General features: G+C 70.0%; 15 protein-coding genes. 7 read left to right on the forward strand and 8 right to left on the reverse strand.

Annotation, left to right across the window (positions count from 1 at the left end; translation table 11 throughout):
- Window positions 1-1,007 precede the first annotated feature (1,007 nt).
- Together PPSIR1_RS29380 and PPSIR1_RS29385 are read right to left on the reverse strand one after the other, a co-directional pair.
- Entirely contained in the window at window positions 1,008-2,162 is a 1,155-nt protein-coding gene (locus PPSIR1_RS29380; RefSeq protein WP_006974849.1) for an acyl-CoA dehydrogenase family protein, read from the reverse strand.
- Window positions 2,163-2,226: 64 nt separating this feature from the next.
- Window positions 2,227-3,114 carry an OmpA/MotB family protein gene (locus PPSIR1_RS29385; protein ID WP_086001807.1) on the reverse strand — a complete coding sequence of 296 codons (888 nt, stop codon included), beginning with the start codon at window positions 3,112-3,114 and terminating at the stop codon, window positions 2,227-2,229.
- A 124-nt stretch (window positions 3,115-3,238) separates the two neighbouring features.
- On the opposite strand from PPSIR1_RS29385, the gene PPSIR1_RS29390 reads away from it, so the two are divergent.
- Both PPSIR1_RS29390 and PPSIR1_RS29395 read left to right on the forward strand, forming a co-directional pair.
- A complete protein-coding gene (locus PPSIR1_RS29390) occupies window positions 3,239-3,664 on the forward strand; it encodes a hypothetical protein (protein ID WP_157596102.1) in 426 nt (141 codons plus the stop codon).
- Complete coding sequence (locus PPSIR1_RS29395) at window positions 3,661-4,533, forward strand: 4'-phosphopantetheinyl transferase family protein (RefSeq protein WP_006974852.1); 873 nt, start codon at window positions 3,661-3,663, stop codon at window positions 4,531-4,533. The genes PPSIR1_RS29390 and PPSIR1_RS29395 overlap by 4 nt, the downstream gene beginning before the upstream one ends.
- On the opposite strand, the gene PPSIR1_RS48400 is transcribed toward PPSIR1_RS29395, so the two are convergent.
- Window positions 4,526-5,146, reverse strand: coding sequence for a CAP domain-containing protein (locus PPSIR1_RS48400; protein WP_157596103.1), 621 nt, complete (start codon window positions 5,144-5,146; stop codon window positions 4,526-4,528). The genes PPSIR1_RS29395 and PPSIR1_RS48400 overlap by 8 nt on opposite strands.
- 416 nt (window positions 5,147-5,562) lie before the next feature.
- On the reverse strand, window positions 5,563-7,428 hold the full coding sequence (locus PPSIR1_RS44190) for a lysyl oxidase family protein (RefSeq protein WP_006974855.1): 1,866 nt from the start codon (window positions 7,426-7,428) through the stop codon (window positions 5,563-5,565).
- Between the two features lie 84 nt (window positions 7,429-7,512).
- On the opposite strand from PPSIR1_RS44190, the gene PPSIR1_RS29410 reads away from it, so the two are divergent.
- Window positions 7,513-8,676: a hypothetical protein gene (locus PPSIR1_RS29410; protein WP_006974856.1), complete on the forward strand. Its 1,164-nt coding sequence runs from the start codon at window positions 7,513-7,515 to the stop codon at window positions 8,674-8,676.
- Between the two features lie 236 nt (window positions 8,677-8,912).
- Here the strand turns inward: PPSIR1_RS29410 and PPSIR1_RS29415 are convergent, their stop codons facing one another.
- Window positions 8,913-9,323: a VOC family protein gene (locus PPSIR1_RS29415; RefSeq protein WP_006974857.1), complete on the reverse strand. Its 411-nt coding sequence runs from the start codon at window positions 9,321-9,323 to the stop codon at window positions 8,913-8,915.
- Window positions 9,324-9,335: 12 nt separating this feature from the next.
- Window positions 9,336-9,860, reverse strand: a complete 525-nt coding sequence (locus tag PPSIR1_RS29420) for a helix-turn-helix domain-containing protein (RefSeq protein WP_006974858.1) — start codon at window positions 9,858-9,860, stop codon at window positions 9,336-9,338.
- A gap of 160 nt (window positions 9,861-10,020) precedes the next feature.
- On the opposite strand from PPSIR1_RS29420, the gene rpoZ reads away from it, so the two are divergent.
- Both rpoZ and PPSIR1_RS29435 read left to right on the forward strand, forming a co-directional pair.
- Window positions 10,021-10,527, forward strand: a complete 507-nt coding sequence (gene rpoZ / locus PPSIR1_RS50870; protein WP_006974859.1) for a DNA-directed RNA polymerase subunit omega — start codon at window positions 10,021-10,023, stop codon at window positions 10,525-10,527.
- The gene (locus PPSIR1_RS29435) at window positions 10,517-10,777 is read left to right on the forward strand and encodes a hypothetical protein (RefSeq protein WP_045116997.1); all 261 of its coding nucleotides are present in this window, start codon (window positions 10,517-10,519) and stop codon (window positions 10,775-10,777) included. Before rpoZ ends, PPSIR1_RS29435 begins: the two co-directional genes overlap by 11 nt.
- Here the strand turns inward: PPSIR1_RS29435 and PPSIR1_RS29440 are convergent.
- Window positions 10,735-12,006 carry a guanine deaminase gene (locus PPSIR1_RS29440; RefSeq protein ID WP_045116998.1) on the reverse strand — a complete coding sequence of 424 codons (1,272 nt, stop codon included), beginning with the start codon at window positions 12,004-12,006 and terminating at the stop codon, window positions 10,735-10,737. The two genes, PPSIR1_RS29435 and PPSIR1_RS29440, sit on opposite strands and share 43 nt — an antisense overlap.
- A 61-nt stretch (window positions 12,007-12,067) precedes the next feature.
- Between PPSIR1_RS29440 and PPSIR1_RS29445 the strand changes: the two genes are divergently transcribed.
- A complete protein-coding gene (locus PPSIR1_RS29445; protein WP_006974862.1) occupies window positions 12,068-13,948 on the forward strand; it encodes an ATP-binding protein in 1,881 nt (626 codons plus the stop codon).
- A gap of 196 nt (window positions 13,949-14,144) precedes the next feature.
- The gene (locus PPSIR1_RS29450) at window positions 14,145-14,768 is read left to right on the forward strand and encodes an RNA polymerase sigma factor (protein ID WP_006974863.1); all 624 of its coding nucleotides are present in this window, start codon (window positions 14,145-14,147) and stop codon (window positions 14,766-14,768) included.
- A gap of 86 nt (window positions 14,769-14,854) precedes the next feature.
- On the opposite strand, the gene PPSIR1_RS29455 is transcribed toward PPSIR1_RS29450, so the two are convergent.
- Window positions 14,855-15,193, reverse strand: a complete 339-nt coding sequence (locus tag PPSIR1_RS29455) for a hypothetical protein (protein WP_006974864.1) — start codon at window positions 15,191-15,193, stop codon at window positions 14,855-14,857.
- Between the last annotated feature and the right edge of the window lie 27 nt (window positions 15,194-15,220).

Genomic DNA, 15,220 nt, shown 5'->3' on the forward strand with positions numbered 1-15,220 from the left:
AGGCCACGCGAGCGACCTCTTCGTCGTAGGCGTCGAAGGTGTAGGGAGTCTCGGCGTGGGAGGCCTCGAGGGCCTCCCAAAATTCGTCGAAGTCCTGCCAGGTCAAGATCTTCATGGAGTCCGAGGATCGGTTCACGGCGCCTGTACCACGTTCGAGTCAGCGGCCGGTCGACGGGGACATCACGAACTCCCTTTGCCTTCGGACCCACCCCGGATCCATGGACGACGACCTACTGCGTCTGACCAGGCTACCACGGGTCGAGAGAAGGGCCGCTCGTCGACGCTCGAGGCGTGAGCGTCTTCGAGCTTCTGCGTCGACCAAGGTCCCGAGCCCGCAGCTACGGCTGCTTCGCCGCTTCCAAGTTTTTTTGCGCTCCCCTCCCCTTGGATGGGTGCGCCCCGAAGCGGCGCCGGACGCAGGTTTCGAGGGCGTCCAATCCTGCCCCACTTTCGCTGCGGCCAAACTCCACGGTCACGCCTGCGTGGGAACACAGCGGGACTCAGAGGGTCGGCCAAAACGAGTTCGGCCACCCCTCTGACTATTTTAGCCGTCGTGGACGACGCCACGCCCTCCCTGCCCCACGTCCACGACTCAGGGGGTCGGCCAAAACGAGTTCGGCCAACCCTCTGACTATTTTAGCCGTCGTGGACGACGCCACGCCCTCCCTGCCCCACGTCCACGACTCAGGGGCTATGGATGAACCCACAGCCCCTGACTATTTTAGCCGTCGTGGACGACGCCACGCCCTCCCTGCCCCACGTCCACGACTCAGGGGCTATGGATGAACCCACAGCCCCTGACTATTTTAGCCGTCGTGGACGACGCCACGCCCTCCCTGCCCCACGTCCACGACTCAGAGATTGTCAAGGAATCCACGCCCCCGCTTGCGGGGGCGACCACCAGCCTTCTCAAAGGCACGAACCCCATTGCCCACCAAGCCAAAGCGGAGGAGCGGACAGCGACGAAGCGCCCCCGGTCCCAGGCGGCTGTGGGGGCAAAACAGAACTCAGAGCCCGAGCTGCTTGGCGATGATCACCTTCATGATCTCGTTGGTCCCGGCGTAGATGCGCTGAACACGAGCGTCCATGTACGCCCGCGAGATCGGGTACTCGAGCATGTAGCCGTAGCCGCCGAAGAACTGCAGGCACTCGTCGACGACGCGGCACAGCATCTCGCTTTGCCACAGCTTGGCCATGGAGCACTCCTTGACCAGGTACTCGCCCTTGGCGTGGCGGCGCACGACGGCGTCGAGGAAGTGGCGGCCGACCTCGACCTCCGTGGCGCAGTCGGCCAGCTTGAAGCGGGTGTTTTGGAACTTGCCGATGGGGCGCCCGAAGGCCTCGCGCTCGCCGACGTACTTCAAGGTGTCGGCGAGGACCTGCTCGGCCGAGGCCTGGCACATGATGGCCACGACGAGCCGCTCTTGCTGGAGCTTGTTCATCAGCATCATGAAGCCCGCGCCCTCGGGGCCGATGCGGTTGGCCTCGGGGATCTCGCAGTCCTCGAAGGCGAGCTCGGCGGTGTCCTGCGAGGCGAGGCCCATCTTGGCCAGCTTCTTGGCCTTGACGAAGCCCGGCGTCCCCGCCTCGACGACGAAGAGCGAGACGTTGCGGTGGGGGTCCTCGCTGTTCTCGGTCTTGGCCGCGACCAGGCACAGGTCGCAGAGCATGCCGTTGGAGATGAAGGTCTTCGAGCCGTTGAGCACGTAGCGGGTCTCGCCGTCACGCTCGATCTTCTTGGCCGTCGCCTCGAGGCCCGCCAGGTCCGATCCGGTGTTCGGCTCGGTCATGGCGATGGCGGTGATCAGCTCGCCGCTGACGCAGCCCGGCAGCCAACGCTTTTTTTGCTCGGCGCTGCCGAAGCTGTGGATGTAGGGCACGACGATGTCCGAGTGCAGGGGGATGGCAAAGCCCGACTCGTAGGCCCGGCTGAGCTCCTCGGACACGATGGTCGAGTGCAGGAAGTCGCCCCCGGGGCCCCCGTACTCCTCCTCGATCCACGGGCACAGCAGCCCGGCCTCGCCCGCCTGCAGCCAGGCCTCGCGATCCACCGAGCCCGCCTCGATCCACTGCTCTTGCTTGGGAACGACGTTGCGCTCCATGAATCCGCGGACGGACTGGCGAAAGAGTTCGTGATCTTCGTCGAAGAGCTCGCGCTTCATGGCCCGAGTATAGCCGCGCCCGCGGCGACAAAGCGGGCGCAGCTCCGTCCACGACGGCCGATTGTCAGCTCCGCGGGCCGTTGAACATCTTCTCGATGTCCTCGGCGCCCGGCAAGTCCGACAGATCGGGGATCAGCACGATCTCGATGCGCCGGTTCTGCGCGCGCCCCTCGTCGGTCGCGTTGCTCGCGGCCGGGCGCGTGTCGGCGTAGGCCGCCGCGCTGATGTTGGTCGCTGGCATGCCCGCGGCGATCATCTCGTTGACCACGGTGATCGCCCGGGCCGAGGCCAGCTCCCAGTTCGAGGGGAAGGCCTTGGTCTTGATCGGCACGTTGTCGGTGTGGCCCTCGACCTGGAAGCGGCGGTCGGACAGCTCCGCGAGCAGCTTGCCGACCTCGCCCACCGTGGCCGCGCCCTCGTCGGACAGCTTGGCCTTGCCCGAGTCGAACAGGATGTCGGTGCGCAGCTCGAGCACCATGCGCCCGTCGACGATCTTGGCCTTGAGGGTGCCGTTGTCGATGAGGGTCTTGAACTTGTTGAGCACCGAGCGGTACATGCCCGCGCGGACCTCGGCCGCCGCGCGCAGGCGCTGGAGCTCGGCGAGGGCCTGCTGCATCTCTTCCACGGAGGCGCTCAGGTTGCTCTTGTCCTTGAGCACGCCCGCGAGCTCGGTCTCCGCCTCCTGCGCGCGGACCTCCGCCGTGCGCAGCTGGTCCTCGAGGTCGGCGATGTTGGCCCCGAGCAGCTGGGCCGCGGTCTCGGCCTCCTGCAGGGCGACGCTCAGGTCCTTCGACTCGGCGCGCGCGGCCGTGAGCTCGTCGCGGGCCTTGGCCAGATCGGCCGCGAGCTCGTCGTACTCCTTGGCGCTGACGCAGGCGCCCAGCTCCAGGGAGACCAGGGTCAAAACGAGAGCCGGGAGCAGCGCGCGAACACGGGGGCGGAGGGCAGTCATCGCGGCGAGTATGCCAGCGCCGGGCCGCGCCTCCACCGTCCCGGACCGCTCGGCGCGCGACAATCGTGCGCGGCCCGTGGTGACAACGTCACCAGCGCATGCGCGCGTGGGCTACACTCCGTCGATGCCCCCGACAAAAGGGAGCCTCGTCGCCTGGACCATGAGCCTGACCCTGCTGCTGGGTTGCGGGCCCCAGGGGCCCAGCGAGGCCGGCAAAGCGGGCCAGGGAGGCGCCGCCGGGGGTCCGGCCGAGCGCTCGAGCATGGGCCTCCAGGTGTCCGTGCGCAACAGCTGCCCCGAGGCCGTGGTGCTCGCCGTCTCCGCCGAGCTCCCGAGCGCGGCGACGCCCACGGTGCGCGTCGGCTCGACCCGCGTGCAGACCCTCCAGGTCCCCAACGGTCACCGCGTGTGGCTGCGCGTCGCCGGAGAGTGGGACGAGTCCCGCAGCGTCGCCCCCCACCCCGAGCCCGGACGCAGCAACAGCATCGGCGGCACGGCGCTGTTCGTCCGCAAGCAGTGCAACGTCCTGCAAAACCAGCGCGAGCGATGATCCAGACCCCGACCCCCGACCGCTGGACCGGCACGCCCACGCCCGCCCACGCCGCCTTCGAGACCCACCGCTTCGCGGCTCGCGTCGTCGACGTGTGGGAGCTCGACCTGGGCAAGCGCGAGTCCGCGGACGACCGCGCCCTGCTGACCGAGGCCGAGCAGGCCAAGGGCGATCGCATCATCATCCCGCGCAAGGCCACCCAAAGCCTGCGCGCCCGGGCCGAGCTGCGGCGCGTCCTCGGCCACTACCTGGGCATGCCCGCTGGCGAGGTCCGCTTCGTCTACGGCGAGCACGACAAGCCCGACCTCGACCCCGCCCTGCAGCCCTCCGCGCGGCGCGAGGGGCCTGGCTTCGAGCTCCTGTGCACCCTCGCTAGCACCAGCAGCGACCTCGCCACCGCGACCTTGAGCTTCAACCTCAGCCACTCCGAGGCCGCGGGGCTCGTCGCCGTGATCTTGGATCTGCGCGCCCACGAGCTCGGCGTCGACGTCGAGCACGCGCGCTGCGATCGCAACCTCATCGGCATCGCCGAGACCTTCTTCGCCGCCGACGAGTTCGCCTACTTCCGGCGCGTGGCCGCGGCCGAGCAGTGCCCCGCCTTTTACCGGGCCTGGACCCGCAAGGAGGCCTACCTCAAGGCCCTGGGCACGGGCATGAGCTTCCCCTCCAACCGCTTCTCGATCACCTTCGGCCGCGACGAGGCGCCCCGCGTGATGCGGACCGAGCGCGAGGGCGACGACCCTTCGCGCTGGCAGCTCGTCGACCTGCCCTGCGCGGGCGACTACGCTGGCGCGGCCTGCTGGGACGGCGCGGCCTTCCCGGTGCGCCGCTACTGGGGCCCGACCAGCCTGCCGACTCGAGCTACTTGAAGTTCTGCACCGACCACCAGCTGCCCTCGGCGGTCTCGAAGAAGCCGCAGGCGACCTTGGTGTACTGCGTGCTGCTCATGTTGATGTAGTGACCGTGCTCGGAGAAGTCCTCGCCGGGGCCCTCGTCCCACATCAGCTGCAGGCAGCCCTCGAGCATGGCCGAGGGCGGCCCTGGCCACCCGGGGCACTCGTTTTGGGCCGACTCGTTGCACGCCCCGAAGGCGCCGTGGGGCGTGTTCGTGGCCGCGTCATCTTCGGACTGGCCGTTGGAGCAGACCTCGGCGTCGACCCAGCGCTCGAGCGGCGGCAGGTCGATGGTCGCCCGGAACATGTTGATGCGGTCGACGCATTCCTGAGCAGGATCATCGTGGGGGTTGTCGGGGTTGCTCTCGGAGTCCCCGCCATCACCCCCGTCCCCCGACGCGTCACCGCCATCTCCCCCGTCGCCCCCCTCGTCATCGGCCGAGTCCCCCGCGGTCTCCCCTGCCCCCTCGTCCTCGACCACCTCCACCGTGCACGCGAGCGCCGCGACAGACAGGTAGACGACACAAGCGATGCCGCAACGCCGCAGCATGGGAGAGGTCAAATCACGCAAGTTTTGGGGGGCAACCATGGCGAGATCATAGCGAGGCCACCGATGCACGCCAGCCCAACACGAGGTGTCAATTCACGCGGTGAGGCTCAGAACATGCCGAGCAGCCACGAGCTCAGCGCGGCCAGCCCGATCGCCACGCCGCGGACCATTGATGTCATCGGAGCTTCTACGGTCGAGCATGGCTGACTCTACCAGCAGCCAGCACCAAGAGGCGCCCCCACGGACCGCCCAAAACCACCGCCGCCCGCCACCACCACGAGCCCCGACACACAAACGCCCCCTCGGGGGGCGACCACATGCGGTCTGAGGAGGCACGAACGAGTTTGAGGACAAACCAAAGCGGAGGAGCGGACAGCGACGAAGCGTCCCCGGTCCGACCCGTCGGCGGGGGTAAAACAGCGCGTCCCCGGTCCCAGCCGCCTGCGGGGGCAAAATCAGTTCACCTCGACGGGAATCTCGAGCACGTTGTTGTCGTAGCGCAACTCGACCAGCGTCGAGTGGGCCTTGCCCTCGGGCGGCAGGTTGATCTCCATCCGCAGCGTGTACTCCCCCGGCTCCACCCCGGTGACGTCGATCCACTGGCAGTCCACGCTCGCCGCGTAGGTGTCCGACCAGCCCAGCGACAGGCCCTGGTTGATGCAGGTGTAGGTCCCGTCTTCCTGGCGCGACATCCCCTCCCACGCCCAGCTCTCAAAGTCGAGCAGGCAAAAGGCCTGCTTGTGCCCCTCGGCCACGACGCTGTCGTCCGCGGGGTCGAGCAGCACATAGGAGGCGTAGTTGTCGAAGTGATGGTGGTTGTGGCAGGGCGAGTAGCTGTAGAGGTCGGGGTGGTTGGCGGGCACGCCCAGGAGCAGGTCGCGGGCCCCGAGGTTGGCGGTCTTGGTGTCGAAGCGCAGCACCCGTCGCCAGCCCGTGCCCCCGACGCAGCCCTCGTAGAGAGTGCACGAGCCCGGGGCCACGAACAGGTTCTGCAGGTAGACGATCAGGTCCTCGTCGAGCACGACCAGGTCGGGGGCGTCGCAGCCCAAGGGTCCGGTCAGCGGATCCCCAGGCTCCGCGGGCGGCGTGTCGCCCATGGCCGGGACCGGGTGCTCGCAGCGGTACACGCCGTCGAACACCGGGCCCTCGGCGCAGCACAGCAGCTCCTCCCCGCAAGCCACCGCCGGGTTGTCGGGGTCGCACAGCGCCCCGGGCCCTGGCGCGCACACGTCATCGTCGATGTAGCCGAGCACCTCGACGTTGTCGATCGCGGCCTCGACGATCACCGCCTCGGGGTCGACGAGGTCCGCGGCGGTGATCCGCAGGCGCATGTCCGGGCCGAGGGCCACGCCGCAAGCCGCGAAGGCGACCGCGCTCCAGGCGTTGGCGGGCGTCGCCGTCGGGCCGCCGTCGAGCTTCTCGAGCACGTGCGCGGTGTAGCTGTCCGGGTCGTCGGGATCGACGGCCTCCCCGGGCGTGGCCGGGACCAACAGCGCGAGCTCGAAGCTGACGCCCGTGGGCACGAGGTCCGAGCGGTAAAAGAAGCGGTCGAGGCCGACGGACAGGCTCGTCGCCTCGCCGGCGTCGAAGGGCGGCGAGGTCAACACGACCGCGCCGCCGTCCACGTCGGCCTCGCCGAGCAGGCCGTCGGGGTTGGCCCCGGTATAGAAGCAGCCCTGGCCCAGGGAGCAGCCCTCGGGCTGGGACACCGCGCTGTCGTTGTCGTAGACCACCGCGGGCGTGCCCCAGATCCAGTCCCCCGAGCTCGCGCCCCCCGACACAGTCCAGCCCGCCGCGCTCGGGTCGTCCTCGAAGTCCGCCTCGAACACCGGCATGGCCCCGCTCGTCCACGCCGTCGTGAAGCTCCAGGTCTCGCTGTCCGGAGACTCGGCCTCGGGATCGCCGGGGCGGTCGAGCTCGAAGGCCCGGGCCCACCACGTGAAGGTCCGGTCGTCGGCGAAGTCCAGGGGGCCCGTGCAGGTCGAGGCGAAGCCGTAGTCGCCGGTCTTGCCGTTGGCGAGCTCGACCCCGTCGACCCACACCCGGTAGCCCACGGCGTCGCCGTCGGGGTCGACGCTCTCCTCCCAACACAGCTGGGACTGGGGCGGGACATCCACGGCGCCGTCCTCGGGGCTGAGCAAGATCGGCGCGGGCGGGGGCGTGTTCTCGCCGATCTCGTCTTCGCCCGCCGCCTCCGTCTCGGCCTCGTCCCCGTCCGAGCCTCCCTCGTCGCCGCCCGGGTCCGGGCAGGCCACGAGCGCCAGCGCGAAGCCCAGCGCCAGCCAAGCCGAAGCCGTCGAAGCCGTCGAAGCCGTGGACACGCGCGAAGTCACCTCTCCCAACCTGCCACAGCTGCGCGCCCGCGTCTGCCCGGCCGCTCGCCCAGTACCTGCTAAGGTCCAAACGTGGCCGGAGCACGGAACAGCCGACAGGCGCTGCGCGCCGCGTTCGCGGGGCTCCTGGGGCTCTCAGCCTGGGCGCTGGCTCCAGCGCGCGCCCAGGCCGGCAACGAGCTCCACGTCCGCACCCCCGTGCTGTGGCCCGGGGCCAGCTGCGGCCAGGTCGTCGAGCGCGGAGGCTCCGAGGACGCCGCCTTGCACCTCGACTACGCCATCCCCGCAGAGGACACGCTGCTGACCGCCGACGAGCTCGAAGACAGCCGCACGCACCAATTCCTCGCGCTGTGTCGGGACCGTCCAAGCACCGAGCTGCTCCCCGAGTGGATCACCGCCGACGACCTCGCCCGCAGCCTCGACGCGGGCTTGCTCGACGCCGCCGAGGCCGAGGCGATCATCTCGGACCTGGGCATCCTCGACGCCCACCCCGAGTGGTCGAGCTGCGCCCGGCGCATCACCGCCGACGACGACCGCCGCCCGATCACCTTCGCAGCCGCCGAGGCCGGCGTCGACTGGACCCTCGCCGACGTCCCCGTCGGGGTGTGGCGCGTCGCCGGCTACACCTTCGAGCCGCCCTTGAACCTGTGGTCCCCGCGCCCTGGCTTCATCAAGATCGTCGACGACCTCGACGATCCCGAGCAGGACCTCCCGGCCCTCGCGCTGAGCTCCCCCGAGCTGATCCTCGAAGCCGACGGCGCCTTCACCCTCGAGGGCTGCGCCGATCTCCTCGAGCCTGCCCTCGCCAGCGTGGACTGGTCTCCCTTCGCGCCCGAGCTCGACTGGCGGCCGCTCCTCGAAGCCGAGGCGATCACCGACGGTAGCTTCAGCCTCGCGCTCACCGCTCCGCCCCTCGAGGCCCTCGGGCCCCCCGGTCGCGACGCCGAGGCCAGCGACCAACCCACCTTGTTGTTGCGCGTGCGAGTGACAGATGCCCTCGGACGCAGCGCCGTCGCCCACCTCTCCCAGCCCGCGCAGCTGCGCCCCTGCGTCGGAGGCTGCGCAGACGACTCGGGCTCCGACTCCGGCGAAGATGGCGAAAGCGGGAGCCACGCCGGCTGCTCGGTGCCCGAGACTCCGCGCCCCCGGCTGCTCTGGCTGCTCCTCGCCCTGGGCTGGATGGGCCGACGCAAGGGCCGAACAACCCGCGCACGATTTTTCTCGTCCGCCTCGTGATCGAGTCGCCGAGCCCAAGGCACTACTCGATCACAGCGTCCCTCACGGGGCGACCGACGACTCGCACCCGGAAAGTGCAGCGAAGTCGGTGTCGAAGTTGAGCTGACCGAAGGGGGAAACCCACATATACGGCCCATTTGTGGCCAGGATGCGATTCGGTCGGCAACGACCCGTCGAGCCACTCGTCGGCGCAGGTGCTTGGGGGAGACCCTGCGCCGACGGGTGGCTCGCTTTTTTCATTGGCGGTGCTGGGTCAGCGAGAACCAGTTGCCAAAGGGGTCCTTGAACACGGCCTCGGTGCCGTAGGGCCGCTCCGTCGGGGGCTGGATGAACTCGACGCCCTTGGCCGAGAGCTCGGCGTGGGTCCCCCGGCAGTCCGCGGTTGCGAACACCCCGGTGCCAAAGGCTCCCTTGCTCAGCAGCTCGCGCATCTGCGCCACCGTGCCCTCGTCCATGACCGGGCTCGGGGCGAGCTTCATGAGCACGAGCTCGAGCTGAGGCTGGTCCTTGGGCGCGACCGTGACCCAGCGAAAGCCGTCCATGGTCGCGTCCATGCGGACCTCGAAGCCCAGCTTCTTGGTGTAGAAATCGAGCGCTTCGTCGTGATCGGTGACGTAGATGGTGGCGTGAGACAGGGACTTGATCATCGCGCGGCGACTCTAAGAGAGGCCCTGCGGCGACGCTTCTCGAAAGTTGCTCAGCGGCCGATGGCGCGCCATGAAGCAGCCAGGCACGAACAGCGCGGGGCCAGGCACGCCGGCACTCGGGACCACGAGGCGGCGGTAGTGCGCGGGCGCGTGGCCGACGTGGCGACGAAACAGCGTCGAGAACGAACCCAGGCTGGAGAAGCCCACCGCCAGGCAGACCTCCGTGACGCTCAGCTCGGTGCCCTCGAGCAGCTCCTTGGCCGCGGCGACGCGGCGCTGGGTGAGGTACTGATGAGGCGTGAGTTCGAACTCGCGGCGGAAGCTGCGGACGAAGTGGTGGCGCGAGAAGTGGGCGGCGCGGGCGAGCCGCTCGAGGTCGAGGGGCTCGGCGTAGCGCCCGTGCATCAAGCTCCGCGCGCGCTCGAGCCGAGCCCGCGTGTCGGCCACCACCCTCGCCTGCTCCGCCGATGCCGCAGACAGCGAGGCGAACAGCGTGGGCCAGTCCACGGTCGCTTGGGCCACTTGCTTCGATTTCATGGTTCGGGCTCGATCGCCCCCAGAGCCTAACAGCTGGCATTTTGGGCGATCTCTCGGAACATGCGTTCACGTCCTCCTCGCCGCAACCGGCGTCGAAACCGCCCAGCGAAGCAGGCTGGGTGGACAAGCGCCCCGTGGACCACCATACTCCGCCCCTCCCATGGCACGCGTCACCGTCGAAGACTGCCTCGAACAAGTCCCCAACCGCTTCGCGCTCACGGTCCTCGCCTCCCGCCGGGCCCGAGCCCTCAGCGAGGGGAAGGGCACGGCCCAGGTCGAGAGCGACAACAAGTCGGGCGTGGTCGCGCTCCGCGAGGTCGCCAAGGGTGTCGTCCGTTACACCGAGAACGTCGAGGAGACGATCAAGGGCTACATCGAGGAGCAGCGCGCTTCGCTGATGGCCAGCTCGGGCAACGAGGCGACCTTCATCGACGCCGCCTCCTTCGACGACGACGACGACGACGACGAGGACGACGTCAAGGAGCTGTCGGCGGACCCGGACAAGCTCCAGGACGACGACGACGACGATGACGACGACGAGGACGGCGACTCCGACTCGGCCGACAGCAGCGACGGCACCGTCACCAGCAGCGACGACTCGGCGAACCTCGAGGACGTCGACGTCGACGACCTCGAGAGCGACGACCTCGACGACGATGACGACTGATCGTCGCCGCTCGAGCCTGCGCGTGAGCGGAGGCTTCGCGGCGCTGATCCTCTTGGCGAGCGCGCTCGCGTGTGCCGATCGGGCACCGCCAGCGCGCTTTCCCGATCCGCCGCCTCCGGAGCTCGCGGCGCCGCTGCCCGAAGCCGAGCAGGGCGAAGAGCCCGAAGCCGAGCCCGGCGAGGACTCGCCCGAGCTCAGCGACGAACCTCAGCCGGCGCCGCCGTCCGCAGCGCCAGCGCCCGCCGAGTAGACCTCGCGCCCGGCCACCCAGGTGCGCGTCGGCCTGGGCCGATCGGCGTCGAAGAGCAGCGCGCCGAGGGCCCCGTCCTCGCCCTCGACGTAGCTCGGGACCGGGTGCAAGGCCATGTCCGCCGCATAGCCTGGCGCGAGCCTGCCGACCGCCCCGAGGCCGCCGCCCGTGCCCGTGGGACCGTGGCCGAGGGCCTGCGCCCCGCCGGCCGTGCCCCACCACAGCAAGCGGCGGGGATCGAGGCGCGTCCCCGTGCGCAGGCCGTTGTCGTAGGCGTGAGCGAGGCCGTGGGGGATGCTCAAACTCCGCCCCGCGGCGACGTCGCTGCCGATCGCCAGCGGGATGTCCCGAGCCAGCACCTCGCCCACGGGCATGGACCCGCTGCCGAGGAAGGCGTTCGAGTCGGGGCAGTGCGCGACCACGGCCTGCGCTTCGGCCATGCGCTCCCACTCGCTCGGGCTGAAGTGAATGCAGTGCGCGAGCACGGTCCGGGCGTGGATGAGGCCGTGGCGCTCGTAGACCTCGAGGTAGTCCTGGGCCTGGAAGCGCGCGCAGGTCAGGGCGATCTCGTCGGCGTTCTCCGAGATGTGCGTCGACACCCACAGGTCCCGCGCGCGGGCCAGCTCCGCGGCCGCCTCCATCATCTCGACGGAGCAGCTCAGGGCAAAGCGCGGGATCACGGCGACCTGCAGCCGCGGGTGCCCGCGCCAGCGCTCGGCGAGGGCCTCGAGCTCGGGCAGGGCGAGCTCCGGGGGGCGGATCAGGGCCTCGGGCGAGTCGACGTCCATGAGCACCGGGCCGGCGATCGCCCGCAGCCCCCGGGCCTCGAGGGCCTCGAGCAAGATCTGGGTCGCGCTCGCGTGCACCGAGCCGTAGATCATCGCCAGGGTCGTGCCCGCCCGGGCCAGGCCCTCGACGAAGCTGTCCGCGACCTCGCGCGCGTAGCCGTCGTCGGCGAAGCGCTGCTCTTGTGGAAACACCGAGCGCGCCAACCACTCGAGCAGCGGCCCCGAGGCCGCGCCCACGATCCGCGACTGCGGGTAGTGGACGTGGGCGTCGACGAAGCCCGGCGTGAGCAGCCCCGGGCGCAGGTCCTCGTCCACGGGCAGCCCGTCGTAGGGCCCGACCTCCGCGATCAGCTCGCCCTCGACGACGACCACGCCGTCTTCCCAGTAGTCCACGGCCTCCGGAGACCGGGGCGAGAGCACGCGCGCGCGGTAGGTCGGCACCCTCGCAGGCTATCTCACCCGGGTGTGGACGCCGAAAATATGATGGAAGTAAAACGGAGAGGTGGAGTCTGAGGCCAATCGCCCATCGCTCGCATCCTTTGCGACGCGCGCCTGGGAGCGGGCGACGGGCTGGGTCGACCACTTCGTACCGAAGGCCGTCCTCGACCAGGGACCCCAGGTCGCCGCGCGCGCTCGGGCCATCGTCGCGTTCGCGCCCATGGCCACGCTGGTCACCGTCGTCCCCTACCTCGGCCAGTGGATCGAGGGCCAGCCCGGACCCGCCACCCCGGCCTCGACCTGGCCCGTGGCCCTCGCCTTCGCCCTCGCCCCCGCCGTCCTCCGCCGCAGCCACTCGGTCAACTTCGCCGCCGGCTGGCTGCTGCTCGCGGCCGTCGTCGGGACCGTGATCCCCACCACCTTGCAGCACGGCCTGCACTCGATCCTCACGGTCTGGCTGCTGCTCATCCCGACCGTCGCCAGCTTCGTCCTCGGCGCGCGCTGGACCGCCGCGTTCACCATGCTCTCGGCGCTGATCCTGACCGCGTTCTGGGCCCTCGCGGAGCTGCCCGGCGGGTGGCCCGAGGACCTGCTCGGGAGCGCCATCGCCCCGGAGTCCATCGCCTTTCGCTGGCTCAACCTGCTCCTCGCCCTGTTCACGATCAGCGTGATGGCCTTCATCTGGGAGCGCTCGAGCGCTCAGTCCAAGGCCGAGCGCGAGCAGCTCGAGGCCGAGATGCGCCGGAGCCAAAAGCTCGAGAGCGTGGGCATGCTCGCTGGCGGGGTGGCCCACGACTTCAACAACATCCTCGCCGCCATCGCCGGCCACGCCCACTTGCTGCGCGGCGAGCTCGGGGAGGGCGAGCAGGCCCGGCACCTCGACGCGATCCTCGACAGCGCCGAGCGCGGGGCCCTGCTGGCCGAGCAGATGCTGACCTACGCCGGCAAAAAGCAGCCCGAGGACATCCCCGTCGATCTGCGCGTGCTGTGCCTCGAGCTGAGCAAGCTGCTGCGCCCGGGCCTGCACCCGAACACCAAGATCGTCACCGAGCTGACCGCCAAGACGCCGCGGGTGTTCGGCGACCCGGTCCAGCTCCAGCAGCTGGTCATGAACCTGCTGACCAACGCCTCGGAGGCCCTCGAGGGTGAGGCCGGGCGGGTGTGGGTCCGCTCGGGCATGGTCGCCGCGTCCGAGGTCGGCCCCGGCCTGCTCAACCCGGCGTGGACCGAGGACGAGCTGACCTTCGTCGAGGTCCAGGACGAGGGCTGCGGCATGGACGAGGCGACCATCGACCGCATCTTCGACCCCTTCTTCACCACCAAGGACGACGGCCACGGCCTGGGCCTGGCCGCGGTCATCGGGACCGTGCGCAGCCACGGCGGCGAGCTGCTCATCGAGAGCAGCCCCGGCAAGGGCACGCGCATCCGCGTGCTCTTGAACCCCCTCGACGAGACCCTCGCCTCGGTCCGGGACTTCAACGCCCAGCTCTCGGCCGCGACCCAGCCAGCCCCCGAGGCCTCCTCGGACCCGCTCGTGCTGCTCGTCGACGACGAGGCCATCATCCTCGACCTCGCCGGCGAGATCCTCGAAGCCGGCGGCTTCGCTACCCTCCGGGCCCACGACGGCGAGGAGGCCTGGGCGCTCTACCAGGCCCGCGCCGCCGAGATCCGGCTCATCCTCACCGACCAGACCATGCCGGGGATGGACGGCGTCGAGCTGATCGAGCGCGTCCGGGAGCGCGACGCCGCGGTGCCGGCCGCCCTGAGCACGGGCTACGCCGACGCGGTCAGCCCCGAGCGGGCGGAGGCCCTCGCCATTCACACCGTGCTGCGCAAGCCGTGGACCCCGTCGGACCTGCTGAACCTGGCCAGGGAGCTGGCCGGCCCTGACCGCGCGGCCGCTCCCAGCGACGAGAGCGCGGCTGGGCCGCGCGCTCGCGCCTAGCAGTCGCCCACCCCGGCCACGCCGGGACCCATGATCCAGGAAAGCGTCGTCCACGGACTCAGCTGGCGTTGAACCCGTGGGCGGCTGCCTTTCTCGGTAGGCCCCGCAGCCCCGATGGGTGCCACGAAGCGCGGCAAATCCTCCCTCGCCGGGGCTGCGCATGACACGGATGGTCCCGGGCTGCTAGCGTGCGCGGGTGGCCCCCGCGACTCGGAAGACCGACCGCGAACTCCTCGACGCCTGGACGCGCGGGGACGTTCAGGCCGCGTCCGAGTTGTTCGAGCGTCACTTCGACGCCATCGACCGCTTCTTCCGCAACAAGGTCGTCGACGGCTACGAGGACCTCGTCCAGCAGACCTTCCAGGCCTGCGTCGAGAGCCGCGACCGCTTCCGGGGGGACGCGAGCTTTCGAACCTTCCTGTTCGGCATCGCGAACAACGTGCTCAAAGCCTTCTTCCGCTCCCGCCGACGCGAGCGCGACCGCTTCGAGTTCACCGAGGTCAGCGCCTGCGACGTGGCCCCCGGGCCGAGCACCATGTTCCGCGCCCGCCGCGAGCAGCAGCTGCTGCTCGAGGCCCTGCGCCGCATCCCCCTCGACTACCAGATCGTGCTCGAGCTCTACTACTGGGAAGAGCTGCCCGGCTCGGCCATCGCGGAGGTGGTCAACCTGCCCGAGAACACGGTCCGCAGCCGCATCCGCAAGGGCAAGGCCCTGCTCGAAAAGAAGATGAAGGTCTTGGCCCGAAACCCCGAGGAGCTGCAGAGCACCCTCGGGGACCTCGAGACCTGGGCGCGGTCCATCCACGCCAAGGGCGAGTAGGGCTCAGAGACTGTGAAAATTCACAGTCTCTGTCTGTTTGGGCCGTCGTGGACGACGCCACGCCCTCCCTGCCCCACGTCCACGACTCAGTCGCCCGTGCCGTCGCCGTCGGACTGGCGCTTGATCTTGAAGCTGCCAGACGCGGTCTGCGACGTGCCGTTTTGGCTGACGGTGTACTGGAAGGGGTGCTCGGTCTCCGCGCCCGCCGCGGGGACGGCGAAGGTCCCGGTGCCCCCGGAGGTCCACACGACGCGGTCGAGGGACCAGCCGCTGGGCGGAGCGATGGACACCGAGACGGAGCGCGCCCCGAAGTTGTCCGTGAGCAGGTCTCCCTGCTCGATGCCGTTGGAGAGGGTCACACTCCCGGTAGGGTCGATGGTCGTGTCGAGGGTCGGAGCGGCTTCGTCGATGAAGTTGTAGTTCACGTTCTACCTTCTTCGGTGCGGTGGAGG

Source organism: Plesiocystis pacifica SIR-1, from assembly GCF_000170895.1.
Taxonomy (GTDB): Bacteria; Myxococcota_A; Polyangia; order Nannocystales; family Nannocystaceae; genus Plesiocystis; species Plesiocystis pacifica.